Genomic DNA, 13,022 nt, shown 5'->3' with positions numbered 1-13,022 from the left:
CCAACCGCAGTTATTCAGTAGCCGCCGACTTTACCGCCATCATGTGCAACGGTGCGACTGCCAGTTTCACTGCGTCCGGCAAGGTTACAGGCCTGCCGTTCGCGCGATCGACATAGACATGCACGAAATGCCCTTGGGCAGATGCGATGTTCTCGTCATCCTTAAAGAGGCCGATGTCATAGCGGATGCTACTGTTGCCCTGATGGCCGATGCGGAGACCCGCATTGACCTTCGAAGGAAACGCAATCGATTTGAAGAAGCGGCAGGTGGTTTCGGCAACAAGACCGATCACCGGGCTCTTCTCAACATCGAGCGCTCCTCTCTCAATAAGATACTGACATACGAGCGTATCGAAGAATGAATAGTACGTCGTATTGTTCATGTGACGGTAGACGTCGTTGTCCATCCAACGCGTCGTCATGGTTTGAAAGTGCATATAGCTGCTGCGGAACTCAGGTTTCGGCCGATCCGTCATAGCGATGCCTCGTAGATCGCAAGTGCATCGGAATGGGTGACTTCGCGTGGGTTATTGACGAGAAGCCGCGTCTGTTTCATCGCATCTTCAGCAAGCATTGCCACATCCTGCGGCGCAATTCCCACGTCGCGCAGGCGCGTCGGAAGCCCAAGTTCGACGGGAAGATTCGACAGCATCTGCACAAGCGCCTTGGTGCGATCGGCTGCGCCGCCGGTCGCTTGCGGAGTCAGAATAGACGCTAGTTCGCTGTAATGACTTTCCGCTGAACCTGCGTTGAACTGAATGACCTGCGGAAGCACAAGAGAATTCGACAGCCCGTGAGGAACATGGAATCGCGCACCGACCGGATAGGCCAGCGCATGCACGGCTGCGACCGGCGCATTTGCAAACGCCATTCCAGCGAGCATGGAGCCGAGCAGCATATTGTGACGCGCCTCACGATTGGTTCCGTTACGGCAGACCTCGTGGATGTTGCCACCGAGAAGCCTGAGAGCTTCGCGTGCCAATGCATCGGACAGCGGGTTCTTCAGACGCTTGCTGGTATAAGCTTCGATGGCGTGGACCATCGCGTCAATGCCGGTGGCTGCCGTCACCGCTGGCGGCAACCCGAGCGTTAACTCGGCGTCCAGCACAGCCCAATCAGGCAGCAGGACGGGTGACACGACGCCTTTCTTTTCCCCCTCGCCGGTGGTTACGATTGAGATCGGCGTCACCTCCGAGCCCGTGCCGGCGGTGGTGGGCGCGAGCACCAATGGCAAACGCGGACCCTTGGCGAAGCCGACGCCGTAGATATCCGCGAGCTTTTCCCGGCCCACCGCGAGCAGCGCGACCAACTTGGCGACATCCATCGAACTTCCGCCGCCGACTGAGACCACGCCGTCGACTTTTGCGTCCGTCGCCAACCTGACCGCGGCATCAATCACATGAACCGGAGGATCTGCTTCCACGCCGGTAAACAACGTGACCGAAACACCCTGCTGCTCCAGCCCATGCAATCCCGCCTGTAGCAGGCCGGCGGATTTAACACCGGGATCGCTGACCAAAAGTACAGACTTGCAGCCAAGATCTTTGACAAGTTCACCGATGCGCGATGAGCATCCCGGCTCGACCAGGATTGATTTAGTTGACTGAAAAACAAACCCCTGCACCGCAAGCTCCGTTCAGCATCAGCGCGAAATAGTGACTTTCATAACTAGACTAATTTCCATGACCGATGTCAACTCGGTCGAATACCTTTTTCTGCGGTTCCGCGAGCTTCTGTTGGTTTTGCGGCTGCAAGGGCAGCACTGATTTCTCCGACGATTCCCCTGCGGAAAAGCATGACGCAAACCATGAAAATCAGACCGATGATAATTGGAACCTTGCTCGACAAGTCGATAGCAAGAGAACCAATCTGGACAACACCTACGCCGGAGAGCTTGCTCTCAAGTGTCACAACAAGAATGGCCCCAATGATCGGACCGAGCGGTGTCCCCAGCCCTCCGAGCAGGCACATCAGGATAACGTTACCTGATTGGGTCCAGTGCGCATCGGGCAAGCCGGCAAATCCAAGCGTCAGGGCCTTCAGGCCGCCTGCAAGACCTGCAATCGCGGCGGACATCGTGAATGCTGAGAGCTTGTATTTCTGAACATCGTATCCCAACGAGATGGCTCGCGGCTCGTTGTCACGAATGGCGAGAAGCACCTGTCCAAAGGGCGCTTCCATCACACGTTGAAATCCCCAAACCGCGACAAGCATCACGACCAGCGCGAAAGCGTACATCGCGTGGTCGCTCGAAAGATCGAACAGTCCGAACAGGGCGCGCCGCGGAATGCGCTGGAGGCCATCTTCTGCGCCGGTGAAAGGCGCTTGCACGCAAATGAAGTACACCATTTGCGCAAGCGCCAGCGTGATCATGGCGAAGTAGATACCCTGCCGCCGGATCGCCATTCCGCCCATGACGGCACCAAGCGCGGCACCAATGAAAAGACTGACTCCCAACGCAAGCTCCGGCGTGAAGCCCCACGACTTGGTGGCGTAGCCTGCTGCATACGCACCGAAACCAAAGAAGGCCGCATGCCCGATCGATAGAAGTCCCACATTTCCGGTGAAAAAGTTGAACGCCACCGCGAACAGCGCGAATGCCACGCACTTCATCAGGAACTGTGCATAAAGCCCGGCAAATGGAGCAAGGATACCGACCACAGCCAATCCAAGCAAAAGAGCGGTCGACGTTTTCATGTTCATGGTGCTCATGTCTCACGTCCAAACAACCCGGCGGGCCTGACAAGCAGAACAAGCGCCATGACGATGAAAACGATGGTCGATGACACTTCAGGATAAAAGACCTTGGAGAGACCCTCGATGACGCCAAGCGCAAGACCAGTCGCGATCGCACCCGCCGTCGACCCCAATCCGCCAATCACCACGACCGCAAAAGTGACGATCAGAATGTTCGACCCCATCAGCGGCTGAACTTGATAGATCGGTGCAGCCAGCACACCGGCAAAGGCCGCCAGTGCCGCGCCAAGCGCGTAAACGAAGGTGACCATCAGCGGGACATTAATTCCGAGGGCCTGCACCAGCCTCGCATTCTCGGTACCGGCGCGCAGATACGATCCAAGACGCGTTTTCTCGATCAGAAACCAGATCGCGAGGCAAACGAGCAGCGACACGCCGACGATCCACACCCGGTAAATCGGCATTCTCATGAAGCCGAGATCGACCAGCCCGCGCAGAGCCGATGGTGTCTGGTAAGGCAGGCCCGCAGATCCATAGATGTCGCGGAAAATGCCCTCCAGCACCAACGCAAGCCCGAATGTGAACAACAGGCCATAGAGATGATCGAGACCGGACAGCCGGCGCAGCAGAACCCGCTCGATCGAAGCACCGAATGCACCTATCACGAGAGGCACAAGCAGCAGAGACCACCAGTAATTCACACCAAGCTTATGCATGGCGAGATAAACACCGAATGCGCCGAGCATATAGAGCGCGCCGTGGGCGAAATTGATCACGTTGAGCAAGCCGAAAATCAGAGCAAGGCCAAGGCTCAAGATTGCATAGAAACAACCGTTCACGAGACCGATCGTAACCTGGCCAAGCAGCACCTGTGCGGGAATATCAAACATTTCGTCCTCAAACTCCCAGGCTTCGGTCAACGAGATCCGCCTTCGCCTCTAGCTCCGCCGCAGACAGTCGCATCGTGATGTCCCCGTGCTCGACGACCAGAAACCGGTCCGCGAGCGGCGCGGCGAAATACTTGTTCTGCTCCACGAGAAGGATCGTGTAGCCGCGCGACTTCAACTCGGTGATAAGATCGAAAAGACGATCAACAATTACGGGCGCAAGCCCCTCGGATATCTCATCGAGCAACAGCAACCGCGCGCCGGTACGCAAAATCCGTGCGATTGCCAGCATCTGTTGCTCGCCGCCGGATAGTCTGGTTCCGGGCGTACTGCGCCGCTCCGCAAGATTGGGGAGCAATGAATAGATTTCGTCGACAGACATCCCACCGCCGGATTGCTGCGGTGGCAGCAGCAAGTTCTCCTCACACGACAAGCTGGCGAATATGCCGCGTTCCTCGGGACAATAGCCTACCCCCATGCGCGCGATGACATGGGGCGAGAGGCGGATCGTGTCCTTGCCGCCGATCTGAATCGAGCCTTTCCGTTTGTCGATCAATCCGACAATTGCACGCAGCGTAGTCGTGCGGCCGCTACCATTGCGGCCGAGAAGGGCAACCACCTCTCCCCGCCGCAGAGAAAACGACATGCCATGGAGGATATGCGACTCGCCATACCAGGCGTGCAGACGGTCGACGTTCAACACATCGATAGCGCCCGGACCGCTTGCAATCATGATGCTTTCCCCATCGCGCGCGAACGTGAGCCGAGGTAGGATTCGATCACCTGCGGATTGCGGGATACCTCGTCGTACGGCCCTTCCGCTATGATTTCACCACGCCGCAACACGCTGATCCGATCGGCGATCCGCGCCACCATTTTCATGTTGTGCTCAACCATGACCACGGTGCGGCCAATCGCAGCCTGTTTGATGAGAGCGGTGACGCGATCAACGTCCTCATGACCGAGCCCTTGGGTGGGCTCATCGAGAAGCATGACCCTTGGTTCCGTCGCCAGTGTTGTTGCGAGCTCGAGTGCTCGCTTGCGGCCATACGCCAGATCTCCGGCGCGGGTGTGCGCGAAGGTTCCCAGATCAACCTGCTCGAGCAGGCCGCAAATGCGCTCGGACATATCGCCGGGCCGCAGTCCACCGCGCCAGAATGTCGCGGGCGATACAAATCTCCGCTGAAGCGCGATCGCAATATTCTCGCTCACCGAAAGATGCGGAAAGACTGCAGATATCTGAAACGATCGCACCAGACCAAGACGAGCGAGCGCCGCCGGCTGCTCCATCGTCACGTCGGCGCCCTCCAGCCGTATTCGGCCCGATGTCGGCACCAGAAATTTCGTCAATAGATTGAAGACTGTTGTCTTGCCGGCACCGTTGGGACCGATCAGCGCGTGAATCGTGCCGCGCCGAATGTCGAGATCGACGCCGTTTACCGCAACATAGCCGCGGAATTCCTTCCGCAGCCCGCGCGCTTCCAGCACCACATCGGCATCCGCATGATGCGACGCTTCCTCCATCGGGATCATCTCCTCCGAGAATTTTTGTGCGTCGCAATGACAATGAGCCTTGCGAGCCCGTTGACAGCGTCATATCAAATTAGTCTAGTTATGCAAGCCTGTCGATCAGGTAAGAAATTAAGGGAGGAGCAAAATGAATAGAGTGGCAATGATACTCGCTGTCGGCATCGGACTGGCGAGCCCGGCATATGCGCAGACGGCAAAGATCTCGGACGACGTGGTCAAGATCGGTGTAATGACCGATATGTCGGGGCAATTTTCTCACGAGTCCGGCGAAGGATCGGTCACCGCGATCAAGATGGCCGTCGAGGATTTTGGCGGATCAGTACTCGGCAAGCCCATTGAGGTGATCGTCGCCGATCACCAGAACCGCAACGAGGTGGCGATTGCCAAGGCGCGTGAGTGGTACGACGTCACCAAAGTCGACCTGATTGCCAACCTGATCAACTCATCAATCGCATTGGCAGTCACCAACGTCGCACAGGAGAAAAACCGAATCGCCATCGTCAACGGGTCCGGCTCATCACGACTGACAAACGATTCCTGCACCCCAAACAGCATCCATTATGCTTACGATACCTATGCGCTGGCCCAAGGCACCGGAAAGGCACTTATCAAGGAAGGCTTGAATACTTGGTATTTCCTCACAGCGGACTATGCGTTTGGACATGCGCTTGAGAGCGACACGGCGAACGTGGTGAAGGCGAACGGCGGCACGGTCGTTGGATCGATCCGCTACCCCATCGATACTGCCGATCACTCGTCATTCCTGCTTCAGGCGCAAGCTTCCAAGGCCAAGGTTGTTGCCGTCGCCGGCTCTGGAACAACGTTCATCAATGCGGTCAAATCGGCGAAGGATTTTGGTCTCACCGACGGCGGAAAGCAAACCATTGCCGGGTTGCTGGTCTGGATCACCGATATCGACTCAATGGGTCTGTCGACTGCACAGGGTCTCCTCTTGACGAATGCGTTCTATTGGGATCGAGACGAGGAAACTCGCGCATTCTCCAAGCGATTCTTCGCGAAGATGAAGCGCATGCCGCACATGGGCGATGCCGGCGATTACTCGTCCACAATGCACTACCTGAACGCAATCAAGGCGGCCGGCACCGACGACGCCAAAACCGTGATGGCAAAAATGCGCGAGATGCCGGTGAATGACTTCTTCGCCAAGAATGGCCGTGTTCGCGAGGACGGCCGGTTCGTACATGACATGTACGTTTACGAGGTCAAGAAACCCTCGGAATCCAAATATGCGTGGGACTACTACAAACTTCACGCGGTCGTTCCGGGCGATGAGGCATTCCGCCCGCTGTCGGAAAGCAAGTGCCCGCTGATCAAGAAGTAAGCCGTAACACCGATCAGACGCGGCCGGGCACCGCCCGGCCGCTTTTTGTGCCGCCGAACTTGTCGGGATTGTAGCGCATGCGATACTTCATCGACGTCGCGTGAATTGGTTCACCGCAGCGATTGCAGATTACCGTCGGCGTAAAATCCTTCCCGCAATCCAGGTGCCTGAGGATGAGCGGAGGCTTCCCTTCCGCGCGCCATTTGTCGCCCCAAGCCATCATCATGATCAATGGCCCATACAGGTCCATCCCCATCGGAGTCAGCAGATACTCGAATCTCTCGGGTAACGACTGATACTTCCGCTTCTTGAAAACCCCGCGTTCGACAAGCCGCGCGAGACGGTCGGTGAGGATATTTGAGGCAATATTTAGCTCCACCTGGAGCTTGTCGAAACGTCTGGCGCCAAAGAACGCTTCTCGAATAACCAGAAAACTCCATCTGTCGCCGATGACTTCAAGCGCCCGCGACACCGAGCTTGGGCGTCCGCGCATGAAATCATCGGCGGTTCGGCGCGAGCGCCGCGACGGCTCGATCGGTGTTTTCCCCGCCCCCGGCCCGTCGCGGTAGCTGACCTTTCGCGCGACTACATGCTCATGGCAGCACGAGCACGAGACGAACGGCTTGCTGACGCAATTGCAGCCCTCGTGAATAAGCTGAAGCGGCGCTCCCTTCGGATCAGCCAGCCACCGGTCACCGAATTGCATAAGAGCCATGAAGGTGGGGTAGAGATCGATACCCGACTTCGTCAGCTTGTATTCAACGCGGCTCGATGTTTCGGAATAGCTGATCTCCCGAAATATTCCCTCGCGGGTCAAGCGGCGTAGACGATCCGTCAGGGTTGCTCTGGAAATTTCGAGAGCCGAGCGAAATTCCTCAAACCGCCGAGCTCCGAAAAACCCCTCACGGATAACGAGAAACGCCCACGCATCCGAAAGAATACCGACCGTCCGGGCGACGGAACAGTTCCGCTCGGTCAACACCGGCGGCTTCTGAATAATACGAACAGATGGCGTGTCTTTACCGGCTTTGGGTCGCCTTCCCTGCTTTGTCGCAGCCGCCAGCCGCATAGTTCTATCCCGAGCCTAAATCTGATCGCTGGATTCCGGCATGACTCATACGCATGAGCCGCCACTCTCGAGGAGTTTGACGGTATCCGAACGCATTCGTCAAGGTCGGTGGGTGAGCGACGACAGACTCAGACTTCGATCACACGCTCCGTGTGCACGCGGCGGCAATCCATTTCGTATTCGAGATCCTGCACCGGCGGCCGATTCAGATGCCAGGTGAGCCCCTGCCGGAAAATGCCGCGCTTTCCGAGTTCACTTTCAATGAACGGAAAGATGTCGTGAACGGTATAGAGTTGCGTTGCAGTCACCTGACTCCAGTCCCCGCTGAACGCACTCATGCGCCGCTCCATCTCTCCCAGAACCCACTTTGCCTTTTCCAGCATTGCTGCTGGTGAAGTATCGCCAAGCCGGACGGCATGATCGCGATAACTCCCTTTTCCTTCCGGCGCTTCACCACTACCCGCGATCACAAACGACGTCGGCGCTCCCGCCGCAACCACCGTATATGAAAAAGCGTGAAAGCCCGGTTCCGACGGAGGAGTTATCTTTGGACATACGTTGCTGCGCGCCACGGGATTTGCGGTGCCATCCTGCATCAGCCCCCATGCCTTCAAGGTGCCGGTGTATTCCTCGTTGAACTTGACGAATCCGCTTTCCGTAAAAGGCGCAGGTGAACGCAATTCACATGCCGCGAAAGCCGACAATGGGCGGCCCGCTTCCTTAAGAATTTGCGCGATCTTCTCAAATCCCTGCCGCAGCGGCACGGGATTCGCGAACCGCACTCGCTCGAGGGCAAAGCCAGGAAGCGCAGCAACGCCGGCGGAATACTGACTGACACCCGCCATGAAACGATAGCCACCATTCGGCGCTTCAACAGTCTTGATCATATTGCCTCTTCTTGCTTTTCGAGAACGGAATTTTGGTCGGTTGATGAAAGCTATTCTTCAAGAACGCCGAGATAGGCGTCGCGAATAATCGGATCTGCGAGCAATTCCGTGCCAGATCCAGATCTGACAATCCGGCCCATATCCATGACGAACGCGGCATCGCATAAGTCCAGGGCTGTCGTAACATCCTGCTCCACCAACAGGATCGACATGCCTTCAGCATTAAGCGCACGCAGCGCGGCAACAAGCTGTTCGACCAGCAGAGGCGAAAGGCCGAGTGATAGCTCGTCGATCATTAGCAGCTTCGGCGCGCTCATGAGGCCACGCCCGATGGCACACATCTGCTGCTCTCCGCCGGAGAGCGTTGCGGCGGCTTGATTGCGGCGTTCGGACAATTTCGGGAACGTCGTGTAGACCCTGTCAATGTCGCGGCTGATTTCGGCACGCGAAGCTGTTCGCGAATAGGCCCCCATCAAGAGATTGTCTTCGATGCTCATCGCGCCGAACAACCGACGCCCCTCGGGCACATGGACGATGCCGCGGGAAAGAATTTTTGCCGCGGTCGCGCCTGCGAGATCTTCGCCATCGGAGCGATAGATACCCGACTGAACAGGAATCAGGCCCGATAGGGCACGCATCAGCGTGGTCTTGCCCGCGCCGTTGGAACCGATCAGCGCGGTGATTTCACCTCTGCGTACCGAAAGGTCGATGCCCCACAGCACCTGAACCTCACCGTAGCCAGCGCGAAGCCCCTGCAATTCGAGAATGGAAGCAATATCAGCCATGGGCGCCAGCTCTCTGGGCATATTGCTGACCGAGATAAGCCTCCACGACAGCAGGGTTTTTGATTACATCGCGCGGCAAACCATCGGCAATCAATCGCCCATTGTGCAGAACAACGATCCGCGTGCACACATTAAGCACGACCTTCATGAGATGTTCGATCATCACGATCGTGATCCCGCTGGCCGCGAGTTCGTGAATAAGCCGGGTCGCACGCTCGACTTCAGCGCTGTTCAACCCGGCGTTGACCTCATCGAGAAACAACAGTTTCGGACGCATCGCAAGCGCCTTTGCCAGTTCCAGGCGTTTGCGCATCGCCAGTGTAAGTGTTGCCGCCGGCTGATCGGACTGTGCTTCGAGACCAACGAAAGCCAGACGTTCCCGGGCTGACTCCCGCGCAGACTTCAGGCTCTCATTCGGCTGCGAAAACAGCGCCGCGGCGGCCACATTGTCGAGGGCCGAGAGCTCGGCGAACGGCTGCACGATTTGAAAGGTACGGGACAGTCCAAGGCGTGCAGACTGATAGGTCTTTACGCGTGTGATGTCCTGACCTGCGAACGTCACCGTGCCCGAACTGGCCGGCGTGACGCCGGTCACCACATTGACGAGTGTGGTCTTCCCGGCACCGTTCGGCCCGATCAGACCAAGAACTTCACCCTTGGCGATACTGAGCGATACGTCGCTGAGCGCCTTCAGGCCACTGAAGTGACGGGAAACAGATTTTAGCTTGAGGATTTCAGACACGCTTCGGCCTCCAAGCAAGAAGTCGATCGCGCAACGACATCAAGCCATGTGGCAGGAACAGCAGAAGCGCCACAATGAGAACGCCCAGCACACCGCTATGGATCTGGATGTAGTTGCGCCAGACCACCTCTTCCAGTCCGAGATAGACCAGCGCGCCGACAACCACTCCAAGCGGCGAGCCAAGCCCGCCAATCAGCGCCATCACGATTGGCTTGACCGAGTAAAGAATGTCGAACACATCGGATGGATCGATGTAGTGAACCCACGCGGCGTAGATGCCACCCGCCGCGCTGACAAAACATGCCGACAGGCCGAATGCGATGCTCTTGTAGAGCGTGGCATTGAGCCCGATCATGTTTGCGGCGGTCTCATTCTGGCGGATGCAGGCCAGCCCGAAACCGAGCTTCGATCCGGCAACAACCATGACCATAACAGCCGTCCCGAGCAGCAGCGCCCACATCGCATAAAAGAAGAATGTCGCATCCGACAGCACGCCAGCGGCAGACGTCAGCGGAATGTTCAGGCCCATGCCCCCGCCCGTCAGATCGGTGGCGTTGTTGACGAGTTCGCGAAACACTTCGATCAGCGAGAGGCTGGCGATGGCGAAGTAATGCCCGCGCAAGCGCAACAGCGCAGCCCCAAGCAAACCCGCAAGAACGAATGACGCGACCCATGCGGCAGCGACGGCGACGCCAAGAGGCACGCCACGTGACATAAGCACACCAGTTGTGTACGCGCCGAGCCCAAAGAATGCCGCTGTCGCAAACGAAGGATAGCCCGCGAACCCGCCGACAATATTCCATGACAACGCAAGGATCGCATACATGCATGCGATCGTGCCAAGCCTCAGCGCATACGCCCCGCCGAACAGCGGCAGCGCGGCGATGCAAGCCACCAGTACAAGCAGAATCAGATTCGATCGGGTCATTCGAAGCCCTTTCGGCCAAGCAGACCCTGAGGGCGGACGATCAGGAAAATGATGAGCAGCACAAACGACAGCGTCGTCGCATGCGCCGGGCCAATTAGGGTGGAGCCGATGCCTTCGATCAGCGCCAGCAGAATCCCTCCTGCCAGCGCGCCTGACACACTGCCGAGGCCACCGAGCACGCAGACAACGAACGCCTTTCCGAGATAGGCCGTTGAGGTCAGCGGTGAGATCGGGAAAATCAGCGCCATAAGCACGCCGGCACACCCGGCCAGCGCTGCACCCAGACCGAACGCTATTGCATAGATCGAATTGACATCGACGCCCATCAGCGTCGCTGCGTCGCGATCTAGTCTCACCGCAACAATGGCTCGCCCCACCCGCAGCCGGCGCAGGATGAGATAGAGCACGCCGGTCAGTGCCAGCGCGGACGCCGTTGCAATCAGCCGATCGACCGGAACGACGACGTCGAACAGCGAGATAGATCCCATTGGCGGCGTCAGCGTCAGCTTCCGGTAATCAGCCTTGAAATAGTAGATCATCGCATTGTTGAGAATCAGATCGAGACCGAAGGTCAGCGTCAGCGTCACCAGCACCGGAGCGGTGATGACACGGTTGAGAATAAGACGCTGAATGACGTAGCCGAACGCAAAGAATAACGGCGCCGCGATCGCCAGTGCGTACCACGGCGAGATGTGAAGCGACTGATAAAGTCCCCAGGCCAGATAAGCGCCGAGAACGATAAACGAGCCATGGATGAGGTTGATGACGTTCAGAACGCCCCAAACCAGCGAGAAGCCAATCGCAATACATGCGTAAAGGCAGCCCAGCACTAAAGCATTGATCAGAACCTGGGCCGCCAGCATGTGGTGTCCTCGCCTCCCCGCGGTCGATCAGTTAACGCCGAGCTTGAATTCGCCCTGCTTGATCAGCGCGGGAGAGAGGACCACGGGCTTGCCGCCCTGAAGCTGGAATACTGGCGGCTCCAGTGAATTGATTTGCCCGGTCGGCCCGAACTTCACCGGCCCGAAGAACGTCATCACGTCCATGTTGGCGAGTTCATCGCGCACCTTGTCCTTGTCCAGCGATCCGGCTTTCTCGATCGCCATCTGGAACAGCGCACCCGACACGGAAGCCGAAGCCTGCGCGTAATCAGGTTCGGATTTGTACTTGTCCTTGAATAGCTTCACGTAGTTCGCGGTGGTGCCGAAAATGTCCTTGCCAGCATACTGCGCGGCAGGATGCCACCAGGCAGCGCTGGTGATGTTCTCGCCGCCTGCACCCGCGGCATCAATGAACTCCTGGTAGGCCGGGCCCGCGATCATGGAAACCACCGTGGCCTTGATCTGCTGGTCAGCCATCTGCTTCTTCACCAGCAACAGGTCATTGATGTAGCCGGTCACGAAGATCCACTGTGGCGCCAGCGACTTGATCTGCGACAGCGTCGCTGAATGATCGAGCGTTCCGATCGCATACTTCTCGAAATACGCGACTTCGATACCATTGCCCTTTGCGGACTTTTCCATCTCCTGCGCAATGGCCAGCGGGAACAGATCATTTCGCGCCAGAATCGCGACCTTCTTCACATCCGGCGCCTTCGCCTTGACCATCTGCGTGAGTGGCGTAGTCAGCGTATCGTTCGGCGTGAAAGTCCCGAACAGGTACTTGTAACCCTGGTCGTAGACCTGAGACGACGATGCGGTCGCTGCGATGGTCGGCACCTTGTACTTCTCGGAAACGCTGCTGCCGGCCTTTGCCGCACCAGATCCGAAAGGCCCAAACAGGAAGTTGACGTTGTTCTGGGTTATCATCTGCTCGGTGGTCTGCACCGCACGCGGCGTATTCGACTGGTAGTCGGCGTAGACGATCTCGACCTTGTACTTCTTGCCACCAACCGAAATTCCACCCGCCTTGTTGGCCTGCTCGGCCCACAAGTCGTAGCCCTGCTGCTGCTTGATCGCCTCAGGGGCAAGCGGCCCGGTGAGCGGAAGCGGCGCGCCAAAGCGGATGACGTCCTGTGCCGACACCACCGAGGCGGACAATCCCAAGGCAGCAACAACCAAGAATGAATTCAAACCACGTGAGACGAGCCGGGAGCGAGCCATCCAGATTCTCCATCAGGGACCGAAGGTGTGACCTGATTGAAATCTTGGCAAAAT

General features: G+C 57.7%; 14 protein-coding genes. 1 reads left to right on the top strand and 13 read right to left on the bottom strand.

Annotated elements, in window-relative coordinates; genetic code table 11:
* Positions 1–10 precede the first annotated feature (10 nt).
* From HMPREF9695_RS04025 to HMPREF9695_RS04000, 6 genes are all read right to left on the bottom strand, one after another.
* Positions 11–475 carry an acyl-CoA thioesterase gene (locus HMPREF9695_RS04025; RefSeq protein ID WP_006019521.1) on the bottom strand — a complete coding sequence of 155 codons (465 nt, stop codon included), beginning with the start codon at positions 473–475 and terminating at the stop codon, positions 11–13.
* Positions 472–1,623 carry an iron-containing alcohol dehydrogenase gene (locus HMPREF9695_RS04020; protein WP_006019520.1) on the bottom strand — a complete coding sequence of 384 codons (1,152 nt, stop codon included), beginning with the start codon at positions 1,621–1,623 and terminating at the stop codon, positions 472–474. The genes HMPREF9695_RS04025 and HMPREF9695_RS04020 overlap by 4 nt, the downstream gene beginning before the upstream one ends.
* 68 nt (positions 1,624–1,691) lie before the next feature.
* A complete protein-coding gene (locus HMPREF9695_RS04015) occupies positions 1,692–2,711 on the bottom strand; it encodes a branched-chain amino acid ABC transporter permease (protein ID WP_006019519.1) in 1,020 nt (339 codons plus the stop codon).
* Positions 2,708–3,586: a branched-chain amino acid ABC transporter permease gene (locus HMPREF9695_RS04010; protein ID WP_006019518.1), complete on the bottom strand. Its 879-nt coding sequence runs from the start codon at positions 3,584–3,586 to the stop codon at positions 2,708–2,710. Before HMPREF9695_RS04010 ends, HMPREF9695_RS04015 begins: the two co-directional genes overlap by 4 nt.
* Positions 3,587–3,593: 7 nt before the next feature.
* Positions 3,594–4,316 carry an ABC transporter ATP-binding protein gene (locus HMPREF9695_RS04005; protein WP_006019517.1) on the bottom strand — a complete coding sequence of 241 codons (723 nt, stop codon included), beginning with the start codon at positions 4,314–4,316 and terminating at the stop codon, positions 3,594–3,596.
* The gene (locus HMPREF9695_RS04000) at positions 4,313–5,107 is read right to left on the bottom strand and encodes an ABC transporter ATP-binding protein (RefSeq protein ID WP_006019516.1); all 795 of its coding nucleotides are present in this window, start codon (positions 5,105–5,107) and stop codon (positions 4,313–4,315) included. Before HMPREF9695_RS04000 ends, HMPREF9695_RS04005 begins: the two co-directional genes overlap by 4 nt.
* 133 nt (positions 5,108–5,240) lie before the next feature.
* On the opposite strand from HMPREF9695_RS04000, the gene HMPREF9695_RS03995 reads away from it, so the two are divergent.
* Positions 5,241–6,455 carry an ABC transporter substrate-binding protein gene (locus HMPREF9695_RS03995; protein WP_006019514.1) on the top strand — a complete coding sequence of 405 codons (1,215 nt, stop codon included), beginning with the start codon at positions 5,241–5,243 and terminating at the stop codon, positions 6,453–6,455.
* Positions 6,456–6,468: 13 nt separating this feature from the next.
* Here HMPREF9695_RS03995 and HMPREF9695_RS03990 read toward each other — a convergent pair whose 3' ends face one another.
* The 7 genes from HMPREF9695_RS03990 to HMPREF9695_RS03960 all read right to left on the bottom strand — a co-directional run bounded on the left by HMPREF9695_RS03990 (position 6,469) and on the right by HMPREF9695_RS03960 (position 12,968).
* Positions 6,469–7,524 (bottom strand): winged helix-turn-helix transcriptional regulator, encoded by a 1,056-nt coding sequence (locus HMPREF9695_RS03990; protein ID WP_006019512.1) that lies wholly within the window; start codon positions 7,522–7,524, stop codon positions 6,469–6,471.
* A 128-nt stretch (positions 7,525–7,652) separates the two neighbouring features.
* Complete coding sequence (gene cnbZ / locus HMPREF9695_RS03985; RefSeq protein ID WP_006019511.1) at positions 7,653–8,411, bottom strand: 2-amino-5-chloromuconate deaminase CnbZ; 759 nt, start codon at positions 8,409–8,411, stop codon at positions 7,653–7,655.
* A 50-nt stretch (positions 8,412–8,461) separates the two neighbouring features.
* Positions 8,462–9,196 carry an ABC transporter ATP-binding protein gene (locus HMPREF9695_RS03980; protein WP_006019510.1) on the bottom strand — a complete coding sequence of 245 codons (735 nt, stop codon included), beginning with the start codon at positions 9,194–9,196 and terminating at the stop codon, positions 8,462–8,464.
* The gene (locus HMPREF9695_RS03975) at positions 9,189–9,938 is read right to left on the bottom strand and encodes an ABC transporter ATP-binding protein (protein ID WP_006019509.1); all 750 of its coding nucleotides are present in this window, start codon (positions 9,936–9,938) and stop codon (positions 9,189–9,191) included. Before HMPREF9695_RS03975 ends, HMPREF9695_RS03980 begins: the two co-directional genes overlap by 8 nt.
* Positions 9,931–10,866, bottom strand: coding sequence for a branched-chain amino acid ABC transporter permease (locus HMPREF9695_RS03970; RefSeq protein ID WP_006019508.1), 936 nt, complete (start codon positions 10,864–10,866; stop codon positions 9,931–9,933). The genes HMPREF9695_RS03975 and HMPREF9695_RS03970 overlap by 8 nt, the downstream gene beginning before the upstream one ends.
* Positions 10,863–11,729 (bottom strand): branched-chain amino acid ABC transporter permease, encoded by an 867-nt coding sequence (locus HMPREF9695_RS03965; RefSeq protein ID WP_006019507.1) that lies wholly within the window; start codon positions 11,727–11,729, stop codon positions 10,863–10,865. The genes HMPREF9695_RS03970 and HMPREF9695_RS03965 overlap by 4 nt, the downstream gene beginning before the upstream one ends.
* A 27-nt stretch (positions 11,730–11,756) precedes the next feature.
* A complete protein-coding gene (locus tag HMPREF9695_RS03960) occupies positions 11,757–12,968 on the bottom strand; it encodes an amino acid ABC transporter substrate-binding protein (RefSeq protein ID WP_006019506.1) in 1,212 nt (403 codons plus the stop codon).
* Positions 12,969–13,022 lie beyond the last annotated feature (54 nt).

It is taken from the genome of Afipia broomeae ATCC 49717, from assembly GCF_000314675.2.
GTDB lineage: Bacteria > Pseudomonadota > Alphaproteobacteria > Rhizobiales > Xanthobacteraceae > Afipia > Afipia broomeae.
The sequence above is the reverse complement of the archived record's forward strand: the minus strand, read 5'-3'. Positions and strand labels throughout refer to the sequence as shown.

What these genes read in the sequence shown, in the direction of transcription:
- cnbZ (WP_006019511.1), bottom strand. Translation starts at nt 8,411, where the DNA reads ATGATCAAGACTGTTGAAGCGCCGAATGGTGGCTATCGTTTCATGGCG.
- HMPREF9695_RS04015 (WP_006019519.1), bottom strand. Translation starts at nt 2,711, where the DNA reads ATGAGCACCATGAACATGAAAACGTCGACCGCTCTTTTGCTTGGATTG.
- HMPREF9695_RS04025 (WP_006019521.1), bottom strand. Translation starts at nt 475, where the DNA reads ATGACGGATCGGCCGAAACCTGAGTTCCGCAGCAGCTATATGCACTTT.
- HMPREF9695_RS03960 (WP_006019506.1), bottom strand. Translation starts at nt 12,968, where the DNA reads ATGGCTCGCTCCCGGCTCGTCTCACGTGGTTTGAATTCATTCTTGGTT.
- HMPREF9695_RS03990 (WP_006019512.1), bottom strand. Translation starts at nt 7,524, where the DNA reads ATGCGGCTGGCGGCTGCGACAAAGCAGGGAAGGCGACCCAAAGCCGGT.
- HMPREF9695_RS03970 (WP_006019508.1), bottom strand. Translation starts at nt 10,866, where the DNA reads ATGACCCGATCGAATCTGATTCTGCTTGTACTGGTGGCTTGCATCGCC.
- HMPREF9695_RS04005 (WP_006019517.1), bottom strand. Translation starts at nt 4,316, where the DNA reads ATGATTGCAAGCGGTCCGGGCGCTATCGATGTGTTGAACGTCGACCGT.
- HMPREF9695_RS03980 (WP_006019510.1), bottom strand. Translation starts at nt 9,196, where the DNA reads ATGGCTGATATTGCTTCCATTCTCGAATTGCAGGGGCTTCGCGCTGGC.
- HMPREF9695_RS03965 (WP_006019507.1), bottom strand. Translation starts at nt 11,729, where the DNA reads ATGCTGGCGGCCCAGGTTCTGATCAATGCTTTAGTGCTGGGCTGCCTT.
- HMPREF9695_RS04000 (WP_006019516.1), bottom strand. Translation starts at nt 5,107, where the DNA reads ATGGAGGAAGCGTCGCATCATGCGGATGCCGATGTGGTGCTGGAAGCG.
- HMPREF9695_RS04010 (WP_006019518.1), bottom strand. Translation starts at nt 3,586, where the DNA reads ATGTTTGATATTCCCGCACAGGTGCTGCTTGGCCAGGTTACGATCGGT.
- HMPREF9695_RS03995 (WP_006019514.1), top strand. Translation starts at nt 5,241, where the DNA reads ATGAATAGAGTGGCAATGATACTCGCTGTCGGCATCGGACTGGCGAGC.